A 22,673-nucleotide genomic window follows, 5' to 3' on the forward strand; every position below is an offset into this window, starting at 1 on the left:
CAACCTTCCGCTAGCACGGCTCTGTCAGCACCAGGTCCCGCAACGGTTCGCCATCCCTCGTCTCGACGGGAGAAATCCTCGTGACCGGTTTGACGCATCACCCCCATGTCGCCACCGCCGCGCCGCCCGCTATGCCGGTTCCGGCCAACTCGGCAGAAGTACTTCATCAGGGCAGGCCACCCGCGCGAGCCCGGTCCGGACCGCACGTAGTCGGCTCGCCGGATTCGGTACGGCGCATTCTCGAGCACGCGAACGTCACAGAGACGCGGCCGTTCCGCACTGGCGCGGGCAACCGCACACCACCGCCCACGGACGTGGCCCTGCTCCTGAGGACCGTGTTCGCAACCGTACTGTCCCTCAACTTCAACTCGCTGCAGCCCCTGTCCGTGGCCTTCGCTGCCTCCGGACAAAGGTCACTGCAACTCGCCAGAATCCGGATAACCCCCCAAGACACTCTCAGCCATCTGCTACGACGCTGGGAAGGACGGGCCACCGCAGAGACGGCTGGCGGCGCGCTCGATGAACTGCGCCATTTGATCGAGACCAGTGTCGCTCCAGGTTTCGTTCTGGCCGCCCCCGAAGCTGCGACCGCGTCAGAGTTCCTAGTCGACCTCCCACTGCGCTGTGTGGCTCGGATCACAGACGAGGGAGTGATGTGGTGGCTTGACGCGCGTCGGGACATTGCCGACGAGGCGCTCCTGGAGACCCTCGCCGGCCAAGCGAGCAGGCTGATACACGCGGCGTGCGAGAACCCGGACGCGACGCTCGGGGACCTGGTGTCGGGCATTCGACAGGCGACGTTCGAGATCCAGGTGGTCGCCCCGGCCCGGTTTGCAGAGCTCGAGAACTCGTTACGTGTCTGGGCCAGCGGGATCGGCCTGCCTCTCGCCGTGCGGCGCGCAGAACGGGAGGACATCCAGGTCCGTGGACCGTCGACGAGCCTGCTGCAGCCGTGGGGCGCCAACCTCATGGTCGTCGCGCGCGACCTGACGGGCCTGGAACTCATGGTGGGTGCGGGGGATACTGCCGACGGCACCAGCCTGACCGGACAGCTCCCCGACGGGACCCCGATCGCCGATCTCCATCCGAACGAGACCCGGGAACTGTTCGACGAGATCGTCGTGCGCTCCCGCTACCTGCGGGGTGGCATCGAGATCCGTGATGGGGACCTGGTGGTGGATGTCGGTGCGAACTTCGGCCTGTTCACCCTGTACGCCGCTGCGCAAGCTGCGGATGTTCGCATCCATGCGTTCGAACCTGTTCCCGCCGCGGCCGAGGCGCTGGAGACCAACGTGCGCGCCTACGGCATTCGAGCGGACGTTGAGCGGGCGGCGCTCGGGCGCACCGCGGGTGAGAGCTCGTTCACCTTCTACCCGCAGTCGTCTCTCCAGTCCGGGCTCTACCCGGATCCGGTAGTCGACGAGGCGATCGTCCGCAGGTATGCCCGCCACCGGGCGGACGGCCTTCCCGCGACGTCGCTGCCGTCCCAGGATGTCGCGGATGCCCTGGCGCCGGAGCTGCATGGCCGGCTCTCGGATCGGCAGCGGATGACCGTTCCGGTGCTGCGCCTGTCGGACTGGATCCGCGACCGGGCGATCGAACGGATCCATCTGCTGAAAGTAGATGCGGAGCGAGCCGAAGAGGATGTCCTTGCGGGCATTGACCTGGAGCACTGGCCGCTGATCGACCAGGTCGTCGTCGAGGTCCATGACATCACCGGGCGGTTGGGGAGGCTGCGCGCCCTGCTTGCCGGGCACGGCTTCGACACGCTCGTCGAGCAGGACGAGCTGTTCCTCGACTCGGAGATCGTGATGCTTTACGCGTGGCGACCGCGGCGAGGGTTCCACGGGTCTGCACCATGGGCCGTCCGACAGGTCGGGGCGGCGGAGCGGTGGGCGGAGCTGTCCTCGCTTCCCGTGGTTGTCACGGTGGCACCGGGCCTGCCGGAGGCGGACGTCGAGCAGGTGCGGCGGGAAGCGGAGGCGCGCGGTCTGGCATGGGCGGCGCCGCCGGCCGACGGCTCGGTTCTGGTGTGGGCGGAGGCGGTGCTCCGGCGGATGACGGCCGCGGACCGCCCGGTGGCCAAGGCCGTGGTCGTGGACGCGGACAACACGCTGTGGGGCGGGGTGTGCGGCGAGATCGGACCGGAGCACGTCGACGTCGCCGGCCCGTTCCGTCTGATGCAGGAGTTCGTGTCCGAGCAGGCCCGGGCAGGGCGGATGCTCGCGCTGTGCTCGCGTAACAACCGCGCCGACGTGGAGGCCGTGTTTGCAGCACACCCGGACATGCCGTTGACGCTGGACGACTTCGCGTACGTCCACGCCTCGTGGGGAGCGAAATCCGACGCGGTCGCGACGATCGCCGACGAACTCGGCTTTGCCGTGGAGAGCCTGGTGTTCATCGACGACAGCCCGGCCGAGCGGGCGGAGGTGGCCCATCACCACCCCGGTCTAACGGTCGTGGAGTTACCGGACGACCCGCAGAGTTTTGTGGAGGCCTTACGGGCCACCTGGCAACTGGCGCTGGACACTCCCACCACTGCGGAGGACAGCGCCCGTGTCCGCGGGTTCGCCCAGGAGGCCGAGCGTAAAGCGGTGGCGGCCCGGTCCACCAGCCGCAGCGGGTATCTGCGCGAGCTCGGCCTCGTGATCGACGTCGCCGATGCCACAGCCAGCGACACTGACCGGATCACGCAACTAGCTGCCCGAACGACCCAGTTCAACGTGGGCCTGCGCCGCCACACTCACGCCAGCATGCGTGACCTCATCACCGGACCCGCGGTGACCTTGACCGTCCGGGTCCGGGACCGGTTCGGGGACTACGGCCTGGTCGGCTTCGCGTCGGCCGCCGCCGTGGACGGTGTGCTGCTGGTCGGTGACTTCTTCCTCAGCTGCCGCGCCATGGGCCGCAACGTCGAGTGGTGCCTGCTGCGCGCGCTGGGACAGCGGGCCGTCGCTGCCGGACTTGCCGGCGTCCGGCTGGAGGCGGTCACCGGAGCGCGAAACGTGCCCGCGCGTGCCTTCGTCCATGCTGCCAGCGAGCATTTCGCAGGGAATACGCCGAATGAGGAAGCGCCGCTGGACGCGGGCGGCCTCGCGCAACTCGACTGGCAGCTGATCGACACTCCGCAGGCCACGACGCAGCCTCGGGCCGACGGGCCGGCACCCGTGCAGTCGTGGGCTTCGCCGGTGCGCTGGCCCGTCTCGGCCGCGCCGCGGCAGGCCGCTGCTACGACCCATCTCCCGTCCACGCAACGTGAGCTGTCCACGGTCTACATCGCCCCAGAGACGGCGATCGAACAGCACATCGCCGCCGTGTGGGAGGACGTTCTGGGCGTACGACCGATCGGCGTGGTAGACGATCTGTTCGCGCTGGGTTGCGACTCACTCACCGCGGCGGTCATCTGTGCCCGCCTCCGCAACGACGGACTTGATGTGGCGCTCCCGGACCTGCTGCGTCAGCCCACTGTTCGGGAGGCTTCCCGTCTGGCGCACCCGGTCTCACCAACCGGGTCCGCCGCCGAAGACCTCCACCGAGCGGCCGACGACGGCTCTCCGGCCCCGGCGTCTCCGGGACAGCTGCGGATCTGGACCGCCGAAGCGATTGGTCATGGCGGCAATGCCCAGGTCATCCCGTCCGCGCACCGCATCACCGGTGCCCTGGACACGGCTCGGCTGCACGAGGCCTTCACGATCGTCGTCCAGCGCCACGAGGCACTACGCACGGCGTTGACCGAAGACGACGGACTTCTCCGTCAGCGCCTTCTGCAGCCCGCCGGCTTCGACCTCGCCCTCGTCGACCTGGCCGGGCTGTCGCAGGGGCGCCGCGAGGAGGAAGCCGGCCGGATGGCACGGCAGTTCTTCGCCGCTCCCTTCGACCTGGAGCAGGACACCCTGATCCGGGCGACCGCGGTCCGTCTGGACGCGGATGATCACCTGCTGCTCGTTGTGGTGCACCACAGTGCCTGCGACGGCTGGTCGATGGATCTGATCTACCGCGACCTGAGCGCCGCCTACGCTGATCCGTCCACGCTCGTCGGCCTGCCGTCGGCACCGGTTGCCGACTACAGCCGCACGGTGGCCGACTGCCACCAACGGGGCGAGTTCGACCGCAGGATCGCCCACGTCCTGGCCACGGTGGGCGCTGTCCATGCCCGGCCGTGGTCCACCGCGAGCGGCCAGGGCGTCTGCCCGCGCCACCTTCGGTTCACTCTGGGGCTGGACGTGGTGCGGCAGGTCCGTGCGACGGCACAGGCACGCTCCACGTCCCCCTTCCACCTCTATCTCGCCGCCTTCCAGCTACTGCTGGCTGCCGCGGCCGGCAGCGAAACGGTGGTCAGCGGTGTCCCGGTGGCCAACCGCACCGATCCGGCGTACGCGGAAACCGTCGGATTTTTCGCCAACCTGGTGCCGGTGCCGCTGCGGGTCGACTGGTCCGCCACCATCGGCAGCCACCTCGACGCCGCCCTGGCGGCCAGCGGCGAGGCACTGCACCGCGCCGAGGTGCCCTACGGGCTGCTCACTCAAGGCCAGCCGTCTGTGGGAGGGCTCTTCGACAACCTCTTCACCCTCCAACCGCCCCCGGAACACACTCTTGACCTGCCAGGCTGCACGAGCACCCGGGTCGAACCTGACCTGTGGCCGCTGCCGTTCCCTCTGATGCTCGACCTCCAGGAACATCCCGGCGGCGCAAGCGGCCTGCTCCGCAGCGACGCCCACGCGGTGATGCCGGCGAGCGCCGCATGGATCGCGGAGGCGTACCCCCTGGTCGTCACCGCGCTGTGCACCTTGCCGGGCCTGCACCTGGAACACCTGCGCGCCGTGCTGCGACCGCCGGACCCGGATGTCCAGCAGCTCGTTCAAGCACGCTTGCGAGCGCTGACCGGACGAGAGGCCGCTTCCGATGTCTGATACCCCCAGGGCCACGGCGCCCGCATGGGAGATCCATCCGTCGATTCAGGGCATGCGCCGCCCGGCCACCGCTCCCCAGCATCTGCGCGCCGCCGCGGCTGACACCGCGCTACTGCGTCTACGCATCTGCGGTGACGTCGACACCACACGCCTGCGCTCGGCCACCGAACAGGTCCTGGGCGCGCACACCTCACTGCGTCAACGCCTTCAGTCCTCCCGGCCCGGCCCGGAGGTGTACACCGCCCAGCACACCACCGCCACGGCCGGCCGGCCCGATGCCGTGCCGCTCGCCCGCCTGTCGGCCAGTTCCGACGGCCTGTTCCTTGAACTTCGGCCGGCTGCGGGCGTGGTGGATGGCACGGGGCTGCTGCGCACCGCGCAGGCCATCGCCGCCGCGTACCGCAGCCCGGGCGAAGCGATCCCGTCGCATCCGGCCCCAGAGACGGTCGAGGCCTTCTTCGCCGACCTGCTCACCGCCCCCGGGGGACAGCCCGGCCGCATCTACTGGCAGGAGCACCACCCGCTCGTCGCCGGCGACATCGCCCGGGCCCTGGCACTGCGCCCGACGTCGCCAGGGCAGCACCGGGCGAGCGTGCCGCTTCGTCTGGACGGGACGACCCTCAACGACTTGCGGGCCCTGGCCGACGCTGCAGGCGGCAGTCTGGAGGGGGTCGTGCTGACCGCATGGCGCCTGCTGCTCGCCCGCGTAGCCCCCGAGGAAAACGGGGCACTCGCCCTGTTCGTCGCCGGCCCAACCAGCCAACTCCCGCACACGATCGGGGTGCTGGGCCGCTATGTGCCGGTCCGCGCCGTACCTGAGACGCCGACCCAGTTACTTCCCGACCTGGTACGTGAGACCGCCGAACTGGTGGCCCAAGCCACGGACTTCGGGGACTTCTTCGCCGCTTCGGGAGCGGACGAGCCGTTCACGGTCGGCTTCCGCAACCTCACCACCCCGGAAGTCCTGGCCCTCGGTCCGGACGGATACGCGGTGATCGAGGCCGTGGACGCCCCGATCGACCGTATCGCCGTCGAAGTGCAGTCCCTGCAGCGCGGACGCGATCTCGATCTGTGCGTAAACGTGGACACCGCGGTGGCAGACCCAGACGTCGCCGTTCGGCTCGCGGACTGGCTCGGCCAGTTCCTCGCCCGGATGGCCCAGCCCTCGGCCTCGACCCCGGTCACCTCCGATCTCACCTGCCTGCCGGTGTCCGACAGCCGCCTCACCGGGCCCGAACGCCCGGTGCCTGCTGTGACGGCGCTGGACGCGTTCGACGCTCAGGCCGCCCGCACTCCCGAGGCGCGGGCGGCCTGCGACGACCGCACCACCGCGAGCTACCGGCAACTGCAGGTCACCAGTACCACCCTGGCCGGCCAGTTGGCGGCGGCCGGCGTCGGCAGCGGCGACCTGGTTGGTGTCCTGATGAGCCGTCGGGTGGGGCTGCTGACCGCGCTGCTGGCGGTGTGGCGGTGCGGGGCCCACTACGTCCCGCTCGACCCGGCACTGCCTCCAAGTCGTATCCGCGCCTTGCTGCGCGATGCCGCGCCCCGGCTGCTGCTGACGGACGCAGACACCGCCGCTCTGGGCGCCCCCGCGAACGTCGAGGGGCTGACCGTGCTGAACGTCGACAGCACCCTGCGGGATTCGTCCGCCCCGTTGAGGTCCGCCACGGCTCTTTCCGGCTCCCGCACCGCGGGGACCGCCTACTTGATCTACACCTCGGGGTCGACCGGCCGCCCGAAGGGCGTGCCCATCACACACGCCGCACTGATGAACTACCTGTGCTGGTCCCGCGAGCGCTACGACACACCGGGCGGCACCGGCACGGTGGTCCACTCATCCATCGCCGCCGACATGACCGTGACCAGCCTGTTCCTGCCGCTGCTGACCGGGCAGTGCGTCACGCTCGTACCGTCCAACGATCTGCACGCCCTGGCCCAGGTCCTCGCCGGCCTACGGGACGTCAGTCCGCTGAAGGTGACCCCTGGTCTGCTACGTCTGCTGCCGCAGCTGCTGACCGGCGAGCAGCTGGCACGCTCCGTGCGGCATCTCGTCGTCGGCGGCGAGCAGTTGACCGGTCCGGTGTTGAAGGAGTTGGACGTCCCGGGCCTCCTGGTGACCAACGAGTACGGGCCGACCGAGGCAACCGTCGGCTGCACCGCCTACACCGTCCGCCTCGGCGAGGCGGTGTCCGATCCCGTGCCGATCGGACACCCCGTGTGGAACACCGCGATCGAGCTGCGCACGCCGCACGGCGATGACCTGGTGCTGCCCGGTTGCGTGGGGGAGCTGGTGGTGCTCGGCCCTCAGGTGAGCGACGGCTATCACCAGCGGCCGGAAGAGACGGCCGCCCGTTTCATCACGGCCGGCGGCGCCCGCGCCTACCGCACGGGTGATCTGGCGCGCCGACGTTCGGACGGTGAGCTGGAGATGCTCGGACGGATCGACCAGCAGGTGAAGATTCACGGGTACCGCGTTGAGCCCGGTGAGATCGAGGCCGTCCTCACCCGCGACCCGCACATCTCGCAGGCCGTCGTCCTCGCCACCCGCCCGCAGGACGACGCCTCGCCGCTCCTTGCCGCCTTTCTCGTCGCCGCACCGTCCGCGGAGGCCGCGTCCGTCGTCGAGCGGGCGCAGGCCTTGGCGGCCGACGAGCTGCCGTTCTACGGGCGCCCCGACCGCTACCTGGTCCTGCCCGAGCTTCCGATGCAGCCCGGCGGGAAGATCGACCGCCGGGCCCTTGCGGCCTTGTCCCCCGCCGCAGAGGACGGCCAGCTCATTGACCGCGGCGACCCGGTGGCGGATCTGCTGGCCCGGCTATGGAAGGACGTCCTGGGCCGTCCGCCCGCGAGCGCGTCGGCGAACTTCTTCGCGGACGGCGGCAACTCCCTCAAGGCGGTGCTCTTCGCGCGCCGGGCCCAGCGCGAAGGCCTGCCGCTCACCGTGCACGACGTCCTGCAGCAGCGGACCCTCGCTCGCATCACGGCCGCCTGCCACGCCGCGTCCGCGACCGGCTCGACGGATGCCAGCGCAGCCGCCGCTCCCGGTCCGATTCCGCTCTCCGGCGTCCAGGCCGCCGTCCTCACTGCCCGCGCAGGCGCCGATCACTGGACGCTGCGCTACCTGGACGACGCGCCGGACACCGTGGTCGATCCCGTCCGGCTGGAGGCCGCGCTCGCTGTCGTCGTACGGGCACACCCGGCGCTGCGTTCCGCCTTCACCCGCACCGAGTCAGGCTGGTCCGCGAGCCTGCGGGCGCCCTCGCCCGTCCCGCTCGGCGTGCTTCGGCTCGACGACGTCCGCACGCCGGCTGAGCGGGAGAGGTTGCTACGCGCCCGCCTCGACCAGGAAGAACAGCACCTCCACCTGGCGGGAGCGCTCGTCAGTCTGCTCCTGATCCAGGACGGAGTGCACCGCGCGCGCATCGCGTGGGTCGTCCATCACCTCGTCGCCGATCTGGTGTCTCTGCAGATCCTCACCGAGGAGCTGTGGCACGCCTACGCCCATCCCGGACCGCCCAGGCTCCTGCGCGACGACGGCTACCTGGCCTGGCTGGCTGCGGCGGGTGCACGCTCTGGTCCCGTCTTCGCCTCGGGGGCCTGGGCATCCGAGCCGCGGCGCACGACAGCCAGCCGTCTCGGCCCGCCCGCGTTGGAGGCACTCGTCGAGGCCCGGCAGAGGGGGCCCCGGTGGCCGGTCGCCCTCCTGGCGGGTGCTCTGCTCGGCGCGCTGGCCGAGGTCCGCCCCGACCTGCCAGCCAGCGTGTGCGTGGAACTGCACGGCCGCGACCTGCCCGGACATGACCTGGCCTCGACCGTGGGCTGGCTCACCGCCTTCCGTCCCCTTCACGCGCAGCGGACGCTCCTTGCCAACCCGCCTGCGCTGACGGCCACCCTGCACGGCCAGCTGCATTCGTCCGCCCCGCCGGCCGGACCGCTGCCGCCGGTCGCCTTGAACTACCTCGGCGACCTGGCGCCGGGCAGTGAGGTGGACCTGCGGCCCACCGAGGCTGGCGTGTCGCTGTTCGGGCTGGAGGTCGTCTGCTTCATCCGTGCTGATGCGTTCGAGGTTCGGTGGCGGGCGTGTCCCGGCTGGATGCCGGATGCCACCCTCGCCCGCCTCACCGATGCCTTCGCCCGCCATGCCGCGATCGCCCCCGGGCCGCCTGGCCCCAGCACTCTCCCGCAAAGCGACCTCGACCGGATCACCGCTGCCTTCGGAAATGAGGGATCATGAGGGCTCCCATCGCCGCGCTCTACCCCGCCACTCCCGCGCAACAGGGCTTCGTCCTGGGCACCTTGACCAGCCCGGGCACCGCCGTCTTCACCGAACAGACGGTCTTCGAGCTGACGGGCCGACTCGATCCCGCCCGGCTGCAGGACGCGGTGGACGCGCTGGTCACCGACCACGAGATCCTCCGCACCGGCTTCGCCTGGGACCTTGCCACCGACCCCTGCCAAGTGGTGCTGGAGGACGCGTCGGTGACCGTGGAGGTCCTCGACAGCAGCACCAGGACCGCACCCCAGCAACGGGAAGCCCTGACCGCGCTGGCCCGCGCCCATCTCGTCACGCCCTTTGACTTCAACCGGCCTCCGCTGCTCCGGCTGGCCGTCCACACGCTCGACCCCACCCGACACCAGCTGGTGTGGACCCACCACCACGCTGTCCTGGACGGCTGGGCGCACCTGCTGCTCGTCACCGAACTCCTCCACCGCTACAACACCGGCGCGGCGCCCTCCCCCGGTCTGCGGCCCTTCGGCGCGTACGCCGAGTGGCTCGCGGAACAACCTCGCGAGAGCGCCCAGACCCACTGGACCAAGGAGCTGGACGGCTACGCGCCACTCGCGCCCCTAGTCCCCCAGTTACCGGCGGCCGGGAGGGAGCAGGACCGCTTCGGCCAGCACACGCGCGTCCTGACCCGGCCAAGCGCCGCGGCCCTCACCTTGTTCACGCAGGCACACGGCATCACCGAGGCTGCCGCCCTGATCGCGTGCTGGAGCCTGATCGCCGCCCGCCACCGCGACCGGGACGACATCGCCGTCGGCGTGACCGTGTCCGGACGCACCCACCCCTACCCCGACGCCGAACGTGTCGCGGGCCCGCTGGCGACGACCGTCCCCTTGCGCTCGCTGCCCGACCGGAACGAGCAGGTCGGCGCGTGGATGAGCCGCGTGCACGCCGACCTGGCCCACGCCGATCAGCACAGCGCCTGCTCCACGGCCGAGCTGTATACCTGGGCCAAGGTGCCCGAGGGGCAGGCGCTGTACGACAGCGTCATCGCCATCGCCAACTACCCCTACGAGCCGTCCGCCGACGTGCCGAACGGCGCCGAGGAAGGCCGACTCACCCTGGAGACGGCCGCAATCCGCGCGCAGGGCGGCCGCACCCGCCAAGCCCTGACCCTGGTCGTCGAACCGACCGACGGGCTGCGGCTGCGCCTGGTCAACGACCGCACCCAGGTGCCCGACGACCAGGCGGACGCCGCGCTCGAGGCCCTGTGTTCGCTGCTGGCCCACCTCGCGCCGGACAGCGACGCCACCGTCGCCACCCTCACCGACACGCTGACCACGCTCGTCGTCTTCACCGAGCGCCCGCCACAGATTGCCGCCGGTCGCGGCCACGGCGACGACGAACGCGCACGTGAACCCCTCGTGGACGTCATCACCGGGCACTTCACCGAGCTGCTGGGCCAACCGGTAGGCCCCGACACCGACTTCCTCCAGGCCGGCGGCCACTCCCTGCTCGCCCTGCGCCTGGTCACCAGCCTGCGCAGCGCCCTCGCCGTCGACCTCACCCTCACCGCCCTGTTCGAGGCCCCCACCCCGGCCACCCTGGCCCGGCACGTCCTCCAGCTCATCGCGCAGGACCCGGACGGACCACCGCAGCCGCTGCCCGCCCTGCCCGCCCTCAGTGCGGAAGACGACCAGCCGTTCGCCCTGACCAGGATCCAGCAGGCGTACTGGGCCGGGCGCCGCGACGACTTCGACCTCGGCGGCGTCGACTCCCACCTCTACACCGAAGCCGACGTCCCCGACCTGGACGTAGAGCGGCTGACCGACGTCTGGCGGCTACTGATCGCGCGGCATCCCATGCTGCGTGCCGTGATCACCTCCGACGGGCGGCAACGCACCCTGGCCGAGGTTCCGCCGTACGCCATCCGCACCCGGGACCTACGGCAGTCACCCAACGCCGACGGTGAGCTGCAGCGCATGCGTGAGCGGCTGTCCCACCCACGCCGGGACACCACCGTGTGGCCGCTGTTCACCATCGAGGCCGCCCTGCTGCCCGACCAGCGGACCACCCGCCTGTTCCTCAGCTTCGACCTGCTCATCGGCGACGCCCTGAGCTGGCAGATCCTCTACCGCGAAGCCCGCACCCTCTACGAGCAGCCCACCGCCGAACTGCCCGAACTGCACACGACGTTCGCCGCCTACGTAGCCCACCAGCAGGCCATCACCACCAGCAGCCGCTACATCCGTGACCGGGACTACTGGCGCGGCCGACTCGCCGCACTGCCCGCCCCGCCCCCGCTGCCCGTCCTCACCCGGAACGCCCAGGCCCCGGCCCGGTTCACGCGCGAACAGATCACCTACTCCCCCTCCGAGCTCGTCCAGCTGCGCGCGGTCGCCGCCGCCCACGGCATCACGCTGTCCGCGCTGCTACTGGCCGCCTTCAACGAGACGCTCCGCCGCTTCACCAACAGCCGCCAGTTCCTGATCAACGTCACCGTCTACAACCGGCCCCCCATCCATCCGCAGATCAACCACATCGTCGGGGACTTCACCTCCACCGTCCTGGCCAGCGTGGACCTGTCCGGCGCAACGTTCGCCGACCGGCTGCGCGCCCTGCAACGGCAACTGTGGAGCGACCTCGACCACGCCACCTACAGCGGAGTGGAGGTCCTGCGCGATCTGCGCGACATGACGGGGACGGCGACGGGCGCCCCGGTCGTGTTCACCAGCACCCTCGACCTCCACCTGCCCGGCACGCCTCCGGCGCCGCTGCCCGGCCAGATCATCTACGGCATCGGCCAGACCCCGCAGGTCCTGCTCGACTACCAGACCTACGAGGCCGCCGGCCGCCTGGTCATCAACCTCGACTCCGTCCAGGGAGCCCTGCCGGACGGCTTCGTCCGCGACATGCTCGACGACCACGCCGCCGTGCTGCGCTGCCTGCTGGAGGACCCCACCGCGCCGCAGCGCCCCCGCCTCCTCCTCCCCGAGGCTCCGGCCCCGGAGCCCATCGCCCTGGGCGGCGATCAGCTGCTGCACGAGCCGTTCCTGGACCGCGTCCGTACCCAGCCCGGGCAGACCGCCCTCATCTGCGAGGGCCAGCACTACACCTACGCCGACCTCCACTCCCGGGCCCGCGCCGTCGCCGACCGGATCACGGCCGCCCGGCCGCAAGGCGAACTGATCGCGCTGGTCTGCGACCCGGGCTGGCAGCAGGCCGTCGCGGCCCTCGGCGTGCTCCTGGCCGGCTACGCGTACGTCCCGCTGGACGCCTCCTGGCCCGAACAGCGGATCGCGGAGCTGCTCACCGCGACCGGCGCCAGTCTCCTGCTCACCCACCGCACCGCGGCCGAGCGCCACCCCTGGCCCGACCACGCGAATGTGCTCGTCATCGACTCCCCGCCCGCCCACACCGAGGACACACCGCCGGATGACGCCGTCTCGCGGGTGCGGCGGGCCGACGATCTGGCCTACGTGATCTACACCTCTGGCTCGACCGGCCGCCCCAAGGGGGTGATGATCTCCCACCGCGGTGCCCTGAACACCGTCCTCGACATCAACTCCCGCTTCACCGTGACCAGTGACGATGTCCTGCTGGCCGTTTCACCGTTCACCTTCGACCTGGCCGTCTACGACCTGTTCGGCGCACTCGCCGCCGGCGGCACGCTCGTCGTGCCCACCCGCGAGCAGCGCTCCGACCCGGCCGCCTGGGCCGATCTGGTCCGCCGCGAGCAGGTCACCGTGTGGAACTCCGTCCCCACCCTCGCCAGCGTTCTGCTGGAGAGCGTGCCCGCACGCGACGAGACCCTGCACTCGGTGCGGCTGTGGCTGCTCAGCGGCGACTGGATCCCGCTCGACCTGCCCGACCGGCTCCGCGACCACAGCGGCGGCTGCCAGGTGGTCAGCCTCGGCGGCGCCACCGAGGGCTCGATCTGGTCCATCCTGTACGAGATCAGCGACGTCGACCCCGAGTGGGCCAGCATCCCCTACGGCCAGTCCATGACCGGCCAGCGGGTCGAAATCCTCGACGAGGACCTGCTGCCCTGCCCCGCCTGGACACCCGGTCAGATCCACATCAGCGGCCACGGCACCGCCCTCGGCTACTGGAACGCCCCCGAACTGACCGACGCCGCCTTCGTTTTCGACGGCCGCACCGGCCGGCGCTTGTACCGGACGGGCGACTGGGGACGACTGCGGCCCGACGGCACCATCGAGTTCCTCGGCCGCCGCGACGACCAGGTGAAAATCCGCGGCTTCCGCGTCGAGGTGCGCGAGGTCGAGGCCGCGGTGCGCGCGCTCGACGGCGTCGAGCAGGCCGCCGTGGTGGTCACCGGGGAACGCGCCGACCGGCGCCTGCATGCCTTCGTCGTCTCCAGCCGACCCCCGGCCGCACTGCGGACCGAGCTCGCCGAGCGCCTGCCCGCCCACATGCTCCCGGCCACCCTCACCCCGAGGGCAGAGCTGCCCATGACCGCCACCGGCAAGACCGACCGGGCCACCCTGGCCAGCGAAGCCCTCCCCCTCGTCCCTCCCCAGAGCACTCCTGGCCCCCGCGAAGCCGGAGACGCGGACCGAACGCGTCTGCTGCACGGGGCGCTCACCGCTCTGCTCCCCGCGCCCGCAGGCCTCGACGAGGACCTGCTGAGCATGGGCCTGACCAGTATCGACGTCATCCGCCTGGCCAACACCGTGGAACAACAAGGCCTGCCTCGCCCAGACCTCGCGGCGTTCTACCGCACACCCACACTGCGCACGCTCCTCCAGGACACCGACGCCCCGGCACCAGCGGCCAACGCGCCCGCGGCCTCGCCGTGGCGCGGGTACACGCAGCTCACCGGCCTCGACGAGCGGGCAGCCTTCCGCGCCGCCCGTCCCGCCTACCCGGCCGCCCCCACGCGACGGATCCTTCCCGCCGCACCCCCGCACGCCCAAGACCTGCGCGAACAGCGTTTCACGCCACGCGAGTTCACCGGCCAGCCGGTCAACGCTCAGTCGCTGGGCCACCTGCTGGACAGCCTCCGCCGCGTCGAAGCGCCCGGACGTGCCGGGTTCCTGTACCCCTCCGCCGGCGGCCTGTACAGCGTCCACCTCTACATCCACATCCGGCCCGGGCGCCTGGAGGACCTGGAAGGCGGGGTGTACGCCTATCATCCCGAGGCACACGACCTGGTCCCCTACGCACCGGGCATCGACCTCGATCCCGCCGCCCTCCATCTCGGCCCCGTCAACCGGCCCCTGGCTGAGACCGCGGCCTTCACCCTGTGGCTGGTCACCGATCCCGCCGACTCCGCGCCCCTGTACGGCGCCGACGCCGAACCCCTCGCGCTGCTGAACGCCGGCTACATGGGACAGCTGCTGTACGAGCGAGCCCGTGGCGCGGGACTTGGCCTCTGCCCGGTCCACGGAATCGACTTCGACACGGTGCGCTGGCTACTGCCCGACGGTGACCGGCTCGTCCTCCTGCACACCCTCCTCGGCGGCATCCCCGCCACTCGGTCCCAGGAGCAGGAATGACCCATCCCGCGTCCTCGCCTGCGCCACAGCTGTCTGGTCCGGCGTTCGTGATCGTGGAGACGGCTCCGCTCTCCCCCGGCCAGGAACGCCTCATCGACGCCGAATTCCTCCGTCCCGACGGCGGCTGGCCCGCCCTCGGCGAGGAGACCCGGCTCCGGCCGATCGACACCGCCGCCATCCGCATCGACGGCCCGCTGGACCACGGTGCCCTCCAGCGCGCTGTCTCGGCGCTGATCCAACGACAGCACGCCCTGCGCACCCGCCTGCACCGGCTACCCGACGGCACTGCGGTCCAACTCGTCGCCGCCCACATGCCCGACACGGTCACCAGCAGTTCCCTGCCCGCCGGCACGGTGGTGACACCGGACGTCCTCACGGCCCAGTCCCCGGCTCCGCACGTCGACCCGCGCACCGACCCGCTGTTCCGTGCCCACCTGGTCCGGCTCGGCGCCGAGCGGCACGCCCTGCTGCTGCAGATCCACCACTTCGTCAGTGACGGCTGGTCCATCGGCGTGCTCTACCGCGACCTGTCCGCGCTCTACAACGCCGCCCGCGCCGGTCGGCCCGCCCAACTGCCGCCCTTGCCCCGCAGCTTCGCCGCCCTGAGCAGGGATATGCACCGCGAACGCCGCAGCCCCCTTGCGGAGGCAGGCCTGGCCTACTGGCGCCGACGTCTGTCCTTGCCCCGGCCGCGGCTCGCCTTCACCGACGAGCACCCTGCCCCGTACACCGGGCTGCGTCGAGTCGACGTCACGCCCGTCCGTGTCCCTCCCGCCGTGGTCGACGCTCTGCGTGCCAGCGCTCGCACCGGCCATCAGCGCGGTCCAGTGGCCGGTCCCTTCCTGGCCGCGCTCGCCTTGGTCCTGCACCACCAGAGCGCGGCCACCGACATCCGCATCGGCATGATGATCTCCAACCGGGCCCGGCCAGAGGCCGAGCATCTGATCGGGTACTTCGTGAACACCGCCGTGATCCGGCTCCGTCTTCACCCCGGCCAGACGGCCGCGGAGCTGGTGGGCGCCGCGAACGCCGCCGTGAGCGAGGCCCTCGAACACCAGGCCCTGCCCATCCAGGACGTCGCGGCCGCCCTGAGCCGCCACGCAGCCGCCGACGGCACACCCCTCTATCAGGTCACCGTCGCGCTCAACACGATGCGCACCAACTCCCTCACGCTGGACGGCGCGGACTGCCGCGATCTCGACCTGGACCAGTCTGGTCCCCGCGACGCCCCCACCACCATCGACCAGCGCTGGGTCCTCGAGGAACAAGACCGTGGCCTGGTCGGCACGCTCACCTGTCAGAGTGCAGCCTTCGGCCCGCCCCGGGTCCGCATCTGTCTGGACAACCTCGACCGGGCCCTGCGCGGCGTCGCGGTGTCCCACCGCACCCTCGCCGAGATCACCGCCTCCTTCCAGCCCGATCCGCGGCCGGAGGTGCGCCCATGACCGCGCCCGCCAGCGACGCGGCACCCGCCGCCGTCGACGTGGTCACGCTCCTTGAGCGCTACGGTCTGTCCGCATCGACCGTCCGCCCACTCGCAGGCGGCATGGAGAACCTCCACTACCGCGCCGAGACCCCCGGCGGGCCGGTCGTGATGACCATCCTGTGCAAGAAGACCCGGCACGAGGCCGAGCACTACGCGCGGCTCCTCGACGACCTGCGCACTGCGGGCGCCCCAGTGCCGCGCCTGCGGCCGCTCACTGCGGGCGGCTGGGTAAACCTGCACGCCGGGCATCCCGTGATCGTCGCCGACTTCATCGACGGCCGCCACTACACCGTCATGCCGCCGCATCTGGTCGAGGAGGCCGGAGCCGCCCTGGGCCGCGTGCACCGCCTCTCCGCCCACGTGGACTGCGCGCTGCCCCAACACCTGCGTCTGCACGCCGACGAGGCCGCTCTTCTGGCCGAATTGCCCGACGACATCTTCGCCCGGTGGGCCCGTACGACGCTGCGCGAGACCGACTACGTCACCCGGCAGACGGCTTCCATGGTCGCGGTCCACGCCGACCTGTTCCCGGACAACGTCATCGTCCTGGCCGAGCAGCCCGGCCAGGGTGTGATCTTCATCGACTGGGAGGACGGCTCCCGGGACTTCCCCGCGATCGACGTAGGTATGGCGCTGCTGGGGCTGTGCTGCCCCGACGGATTCTCGCTGCCGCGCGCCCAACGTCTGCTGCGCGGCTACACAGCAGGCAGCGGCCACGCCCTCGATCCGCGCCTCGTCATGGACTGCGCCCGGTATGCAGCCGTCCTCGTGTCGCTACGCCGCTTCCGGTGGCAGCGCGCCGGCCGTCTGCCCGCCGACCCTGCCCGTACGCACACCGCCCTGATGCGCCCCGTCACCGAACTCCAGCAACTGTGGTCGCAGATGAACCGGCCCTGATCCCGACGTACCACCCCGCCCGACCCCGTTCGACCGACTGCGGAAGGTGAACTCGCATGTCCCGCTCTGAAGTTCTGGTCATCGTCCCGCCCAACTCGAACACCGTCATCGACGGCCGGCTGCTTACCGTGACCCGCCCCGAGGAACACAGCGACTGGTCGGACTTCCTGTGCCTGGGAGCGCTGTCCCTGGTGAGCGCGTTAGCGCAGAACCCACAGATCGCGCCCGTCTACATCGACGGCACGGTCATCTCCCTGGACGAGGTCCTCGCTTACATCACCGACCACGCTGAGCACATCCTCGCGGTCTGCGTGGGCGTGCTCACCGCCAACTTCGAGGCGGGGGTCCTCATCGCTCAGCACGCCAAGATCACCGATCCGCGTATCGCCACCGTCGCGGGCAACGACCACTTCAGCTCCCTGTGGTCCGAGTGCATGACCGCCGCGTCCTGTCTGGACTTTGGATTCGTCGGCAACGAAGTCGTTGGCCCCTTCACCCGCCTGATCGCCGCCCTGCGCGCCGGGAAGACCGTCGAGCCCGAGAAGCTGCCCGGGCTGGTGTATCGCACCAGCGAGGGCCCGCGGCTGACCCCGCCGTTGAGGGAGCCCGTGTTCACCGGCTTCGACTACGGCCACGTCGACGGCGCCTTCCAGCACACGGCCCTGTACACCGGGAACTTCCAGGGCCGGATCGCGCCGCGCGTGCACGAGCTCCTGGGCCGGAAGGTGACCGCCGGCGTCCCCGTGGAAATCGGCCGCGGCTGTGTGAAATTCGCCGGCGACGACGCGTGCACGTTCTGCTCCATCCACGCCGGACAGCTGTGGCGCAACCAGGTCGGCCCCCACGAGGCCTGGGCCGTCCTCGAGGCGGCGTTCGCCGCCGGCTACGACTATCTGTACCTGACCGCGGACGAACTGCCCATGACGTTCGCCAAGCTGCTCACTGCGATGGACGGCGCCCGGCCCGGCTGGTGGTCCGCCCTCGCAGAGGAGGAACGGCCCGTGCTCGTCGGATACGGACGGGCCGACGGGATCGCTGACCCGCGCCGCACCGCGCTGCTCACCGGCCTCGGCGTCCGCCAGATCATGATCGGCATGGACGCGGGCGCGCCCCTGTCGCTCGCCGCCATGAACAAGCCCCTGGGCGGCCGCCGCCGCGACGTCCTCGCCGAAGCCGAGACCCTATACCAGCTCAACTCCACCGCCATCACGGTCGCCAGCGAGCACGGGCTGCTCATCCGTGCCGGCTTCGTCGTCGGTCACATCGGCATGACCCGCCGACTCCTCGACGAGAACGTGGAACGCATCCTGGCTCTGATCAGCGAGGGCGCCACGACCGGCGTCTTCTCCGCCGTCGACGTCGAGGTCCTCTCCCCCCAGCCGGGCGCTCGCGACTTCACCTACCTCACCACTCCCCAAGCAGCCCGAGCCGCAGCCGCACACCTGGGCCTGCCCATCGCCGACGACCCGGTCCTCCATGAGGTCGCCCAGCGCTGGAGCGGACAGGCGATCGTGCCGCCCGAGGACGCCATGCGCGACTACGCCCGCGCCCTCATGCCCGACCTGGACTTCGACGAACTTGCCCAGGCCCGCACGGCCATCCGCCAGCACGCCAAGGCGTGCGGCGTCGTCATCGGCGAATAACCCCGGCTGTCCTCAAGGAGCAGGTATGCGTCTGACCCCGGCAGAACACGACCGGCTGCAGCTGTATCTGGCGACCCTCCTCGCCCGGGAGCGCCGGGCCCGCGGCGTGCGCCTCAACGTCCCGGAGGCGACCGCGCTCATCGCCCATGCCGCCTGCGAGGCAGCACGGGACGGCGCCCGCCTCGCCGACGCCGTGGCAGCGGCCCGCCGGGTCCTCACTGCCGACGACGTCCTGCCCGGCGTACCCCAGATCCTGACGGAGATCCAGGTCGAGGCCGTCTTCGACGACGGCACCAAGCTCATCGTCATCACCGACCCAATCCCCGACCCCGACCCGGCGGCGGCCGTACAGGCCATCCCAGGAGCGGTCTTGCCCGGCGAGTCGGCAGCAGTCACCCTTCCCGATCTCATCCAGGTCGAGGTCACCAACACCGGCCCGGTGGCGATCACCGTCACCAGCCACTTCCACTTCTTCGAGGCCAACCGGGCTCTCGCCTTCGACCGCAGCGCTGCCTACGGACGCCGCCTCGCCCTGGCGGTCGGTGAGGTCGCTGTCTTCCCCCCGCAGTCCGCCCGCACCGTGACCCTGACCCCGATCGGCGGCGACCGCATCGTCATCGGCTTCGCCGGCCTGGTCGACGGCCCACTGGACGCCCCCGGCCAGCTCCAAGCCGCGCTCCAGCGCGCGCACGTCGCCGGCTACCTCGACACCGGATCCACGACCGCCCAGGAAGGCACCCCATGAGCAGCCGCCTGCACGGCCCCACCACCGGCGACCGCCTCCAGCTGGCCGACACCGGCCTGCTCCTGCGCATCGAGGCCGACTCCCAGCGCCCCGGCGACGAGTTCATCACCGGCTACGCCAACACCGCCCGCGACGGCATGCACATGAAGGCCGAACCCACCGACGCCACCTGCGACCTCGTCGTCTCCAATGCAGTCCTGGTCGACCCCGTCCTCGGCGTGCGCAAGGCCTCGATCGGCATCAAGGACGGCCGCATCCACGCCATCGGGCGCGCTGGCAACCCCGACACCCTCGACGCGGTCGACGTCGTCGTGGGCACCGGCACCACCGTCATCGCCGCCGAAGGACTGATCGCCACCCCCGGCATCGTCGACACCCACGTCCACCTCGTCTCCCCGCGCGTCCTCAACGCCGCCCTGGCCGCCGGCGTGACCACGGTCGTCTCCCAGAACTTCGGCCCGACCTGGGGCTGTGGCGTCACCACGCGTACCGAACTCCACCACGCGCTGCGCGCCTTCGACGCCTGGCCCGTCAACATCGCCCTGCTCGCCCGCGGCTCCAGCTCCCACCCCGGCCCCCTCCTCCAGGCCCTCACCGAAGGCGGAGCCTCCGGCTTCAAGGTCCACGAGGACATGGGCGCCCACGCCCGCGCACTGGACACCGCCCTCACCGTCGCCGGCTACCTCGACACCGGATCCACGACCGCCCAGGAAGGCACCCCATGAGCAGCCGCCTGCACGGCCCCACCACCGGCGACCGCCTCCAGCTGGCCGACACCGGCCTGCTCCTGCGCATCGAGGCCGACTCCCAGCGCCCCGGCGACGAGTTCATCACCGGCTACGCCAACACCGCCCGCGACGGCATGCACATGAAGGCCGAACCCACCGACGCCACCTGCGACCTCGTCGTCTCCAATGCAGTCCTGGTCGACCCCGTCCTCGGCGTGCGCAAGGCCTCGATCGGCATCAAGGACGGCCGCATCCACGCCATCGGGCGCGCTGGCAACCCCGACACCCTCGACGCGGTCGACGTCGTCGTGGGCACCGGCACCACCGTCATCGCCGCCGAAGGACTGATCGCCACCCCCGGCATCGTCGACACCCACGTCCACCTCGTCTCCCCGCGCGTCCTCAACGCCGCCCTGGCCGCCGGCGTGACCACGGTCGTCTCCCAGAACTTCGGCCCGACCTGGGGCTGTGGCGTCACCACGCGTACCGAACTCCACCACGCGCTGCGCGCCTTCGACGCCTGGCCCGTCAACATCGCCCTGCTCGCCCGCGGCTCCAGCTCCCACCCCGGCCCCCTCCTCCAGGCCCTCACCGAAGGCGGAGCCTCCGGCTTCAAGGTCCACGAGGACATGGGCGCCCACGCCCGCGCACTGGACACCGCCCTCACCGTCGCCGACGACCACGACGTCCAGGTCGCCCTCCACAGCGACACCCTCAACGAAGCCCTCTACGTCGACGACACCCTCGCCGTCATCGCGGGCCGCACCCTGCACGCCTTCCACGTCGAAGGCTGCGGCGGCGGCCACGCCCCCAACGTGCTCCAGCTGGCCGGCGTCGCCAACATCATCGGCTCCTCCACCAACCCCGGCCTCCCCTACACCCGCGACACCGCCGACGAGCACCTCCACATGATCGCCACCGTCCACCGGCTCGACCCCGCAAACCCCGAGGCACTTCGCCTGGCCGCCGACCGCATCCGCCCCGGCACCCTGGGCGCCGAAGACGTCCTGCACGATCTCGGCGTCATCCCCATCACTTCCTCCGACTCCCAGGCCATGGGCCGCATCGGCGAGACCGTACGCCGCACCTTCGCCGTGGCCGCCAAGATGAAAGCGCTCGATCCCGAACCGGCCCCGGACGACAACGAGCGCATCCTGCGCTACCTCGCCAAACTCACGATCAACCCCGCCCTCGCCCACGGCATGGCCCACGAGATCGGCGCCCTGACCACCGGCCGCCTCGCCGACATCGTCCTGTGGGACCCCGCCTACTTCGGCGCCAAGCCCCACCTCGTCCTCAAGGCCGGCTACCCCGCGTACGGCGTGACCGGCGACCCCAACGCCTCCACCGAGAGTTGCCAGCCTCTCGTCCTTGGACCGCAGTTCGGGTCCTTCGGCGAGACCGCCGCCGACCTCTCCGTCGCGTTCGTCAGCCAGGCAGCACACGACAGCGCCACCGATCAGCTGCCCACCCGCCGGCGCCGCGTGGCCGTCCGGAACACACGCAGCATCGGCCTGCCCACCATGCTCCGCAACGACCGCACCGCAGACGTCCGGGTCGAGGCGTCCACCGGCCGCGTCAGCCTCGACGGCACCCCGCTGAGCTCGCCGCCCGCCGATGCCACCCCGCTCAGCCGCCTCTACTTCCTCTGACCCACCTGATCCGACAGGAGCGCACCGTGCCTCACACCACCCTCGCTGCCAGTCTCCTCGCCGACGCCCGCGCGACAGTCGACCTCGCCCCGGACGCGGCCGCCGCGCTCACCGCGCTGCGCGCCGAGGCCGCACGCTTCTTCACCCTGGACGAGGCTGCCAAGCGCGCCCACGGCAGCGCCGACTTCAACTACGGCTTCCGCCCCTACGGCCGCCAGTACTCCGTCAGCCCCGACCGGCCCGACATGAACGAGAGCTTCACCTACTGGGCGGACAACCCCGCCACCATCCCGCACCACGACGCCGAGACCATCGCACCGTTCCTGAACGCGCTGCGGGACTACTGGGCCGTCGCTGCCGAAATCACGTCCACCGTCCTCGCCGACCTGGCCGGCCACTACGGGCACCCGCAGCACGCCCTGCCGTTCGGCGACTACTCCTACCTGGAGGTCAACTGGTACCACCCCAGTGACCGCGATCTGCTCCAGGACCGGCACGAGGACGGCCACCTGCTCACCCTCGCGATCGCCGACGGGCCCGGCCTGGAGATCGAGGTCGGCGGCGCCATGGAGCCCGTACCGGTCTACGACAACCGGCTGCTCGTGATGCCGGGCAGTCTGCTCACGGCCATGACCGGGGACGACATTCCCCCGCTCTACCACCGGGTCCGCAACCACCAGCTCCCCCAGCGCATGACCGTGCTGTTCCTGGCGAACCCGCCCCTGGATCAGCCCGTGGCGCCCTACGTAGCCCGGGAGAACACTCCCAGGGACATCAGCGAACTCGCCCGCACCAAGGGAGCCATGTTCGGGCTGCCGACGGCACCCAGCAATCCCGCTGCGGCCGCCTCGCCCCACTGACCAGG

General features: G+C 71.2%; 9 protein-coding genes and 1 pseudogene. All 10 read left to right on the forward strand.

Translation table 11 applies throughout. The features are described 5' to 3' along the window. Positions 1–314: 314 nt before the first annotated feature. Entirely contained in the window at positions 315–4,910 is a 4,596-nt protein-coding gene (locus ACWD5D_RS12045; protein ID WP_451372609.1) for an FkbM family methyltransferase, read from the forward strand. After that, entirely contained in the window at positions 4,903–9,147 is a 4,245-nt protein-coding gene (locus ACWD5D_RS12050; protein WP_450704937.1) for an amino acid adenylation domain-containing protein, read from the forward strand. The genes ACWD5D_RS12045 and ACWD5D_RS12050 overlap by 8 nt, the downstream gene beginning before the upstream one ends. Next, positions 9,144–14,657, forward strand: a complete 5,514-nt coding sequence (locus ACWD5D_RS12055) for an amino acid adenylation domain-containing protein (protein ID WP_451372610.1) — start codon at positions 9,144–9,146, stop codon at positions 14,655–14,657. The genes ACWD5D_RS12050 and ACWD5D_RS12055 overlap by 4 nt, the downstream gene beginning before the upstream one ends. Further along, the gene (locus ACWD5D_RS12060; RefSeq protein WP_450704939.1) at positions 14,654–16,102 is read left to right on the forward strand and encodes a condensation domain-containing protein; all 1,449 of its coding nucleotides are present in this window, start codon (positions 14,654–14,656) and stop codon (positions 16,100–16,102) included. The genes ACWD5D_RS12055 and ACWD5D_RS12060 overlap by 4 nt, the downstream gene beginning before the upstream one ends. After that, positions 16,099–17,040, forward strand: coding sequence for a phosphotransferase (locus ACWD5D_RS12065; protein WP_451372611.1), 942 nt, complete (start codon positions 16,099–16,101; stop codon positions 17,038–17,040). Before ACWD5D_RS12060 ends, ACWD5D_RS12065 begins: the two co-directional genes overlap by 4 nt. A gap of 56 nt (positions 17,041–17,096) precedes the next feature. Next, positions 17,097–18,683, forward strand: coding sequence for a hypothetical protein (locus tag ACWD5D_RS12070; protein WP_450704941.1), 1,587 nt, complete (start codon positions 17,097–17,099; stop codon positions 18,681–18,683). A gap of 25 nt (positions 18,684–18,708) precedes the next feature. Beyond that, the gene (gene ureA, locus ACWD5D_RS12075; protein WP_450704942.1) at positions 18,709–19,428 is read left to right on the forward strand and encodes an urease subunit gamma; all 720 of its coding nucleotides are present in this window, start codon (positions 18,709–18,711) and stop codon (positions 19,426–19,428) included. Next, a pseudogene (locus ACWD5D_RS12080) lies at positions 19,425–20,105 on the forward strand (amidohydrolase family protein); the annotation flags it as partial. The gene ureA and the pseudogene ACWD5D_RS12080, both read left to right, overlap by 4 nt. A 44-nt stretch (positions 20,106–20,149) precedes the next feature. After that, entirely contained in the window at positions 20,150–21,808 is a 1,659-nt protein-coding gene (locus tag ACWD5D_RS12085; RefSeq protein WP_450704943.1) for an urease subunit alpha, read from the forward strand. Between the two features lie 26 nt (positions 21,809–21,834). Further along, the gene (locus ACWD5D_RS12090; RefSeq protein WP_450704944.1) at positions 21,835–22,668 is read left to right on the forward strand and encodes a hypothetical protein; all 834 of its coding nucleotides are present in this window, start codon (positions 21,835–21,837) and stop codon (positions 22,666–22,668) included. Positions 22,669–22,673 lie beyond the last annotated feature (5 nt).

The sequence above is a fragment of the Streptomyces sp. NPDC002520 genome, from assembly GCF_053595235.1.

Coding starts and splice junctions, on each gene's coding strand:
- ACWD5D_RS12050 (WP_450704937.1), top strand. CDS start 4,903: ATGTCTGATACCCCCAGGGCCACGGCGCCCGCATGGGAGATCCATCCG.
- ACWD5D_RS12055 (WP_451372610.1), top strand. CDS start 9,144: ATGAGGGCTCCCATCGCCGCGCTCTACCCCGCCACTCCCGCGCAACAG.
- ACWD5D_RS12060 (WP_450704939.1), top strand. CDS start 14,654: ATGACCCATCCCGCGTCCTCGCCTGCGCCACAGCTGTCTGGTCCGGCG.
- ACWD5D_RS12065 (WP_451372611.1), top strand. CDS start 16,099: ATGACCGCGCCCGCCAGCGACGCGGCACCCGCCGCCGTCGACGTGGTC.
- ACWD5D_RS12070 (WP_450704941.1), top strand. CDS start 17,097: ATGTCCCGCTCTGAAGTTCTGGTCATCGTCCCGCCCAACTCGAACACC.
- ureA (WP_450704942.1), top strand. CDS start 18,709: ATGCGTCTGACCCCGGCAGAACACGACCGGCTGCAGCTGTATCTGGCG.
- ACWD5D_RS12085 (WP_450704943.1), top strand. CDS start 20,150: ATGAGCAGCCGCCTGCACGGCCCCACCACCGGCGACCGCCTCCAGCTG.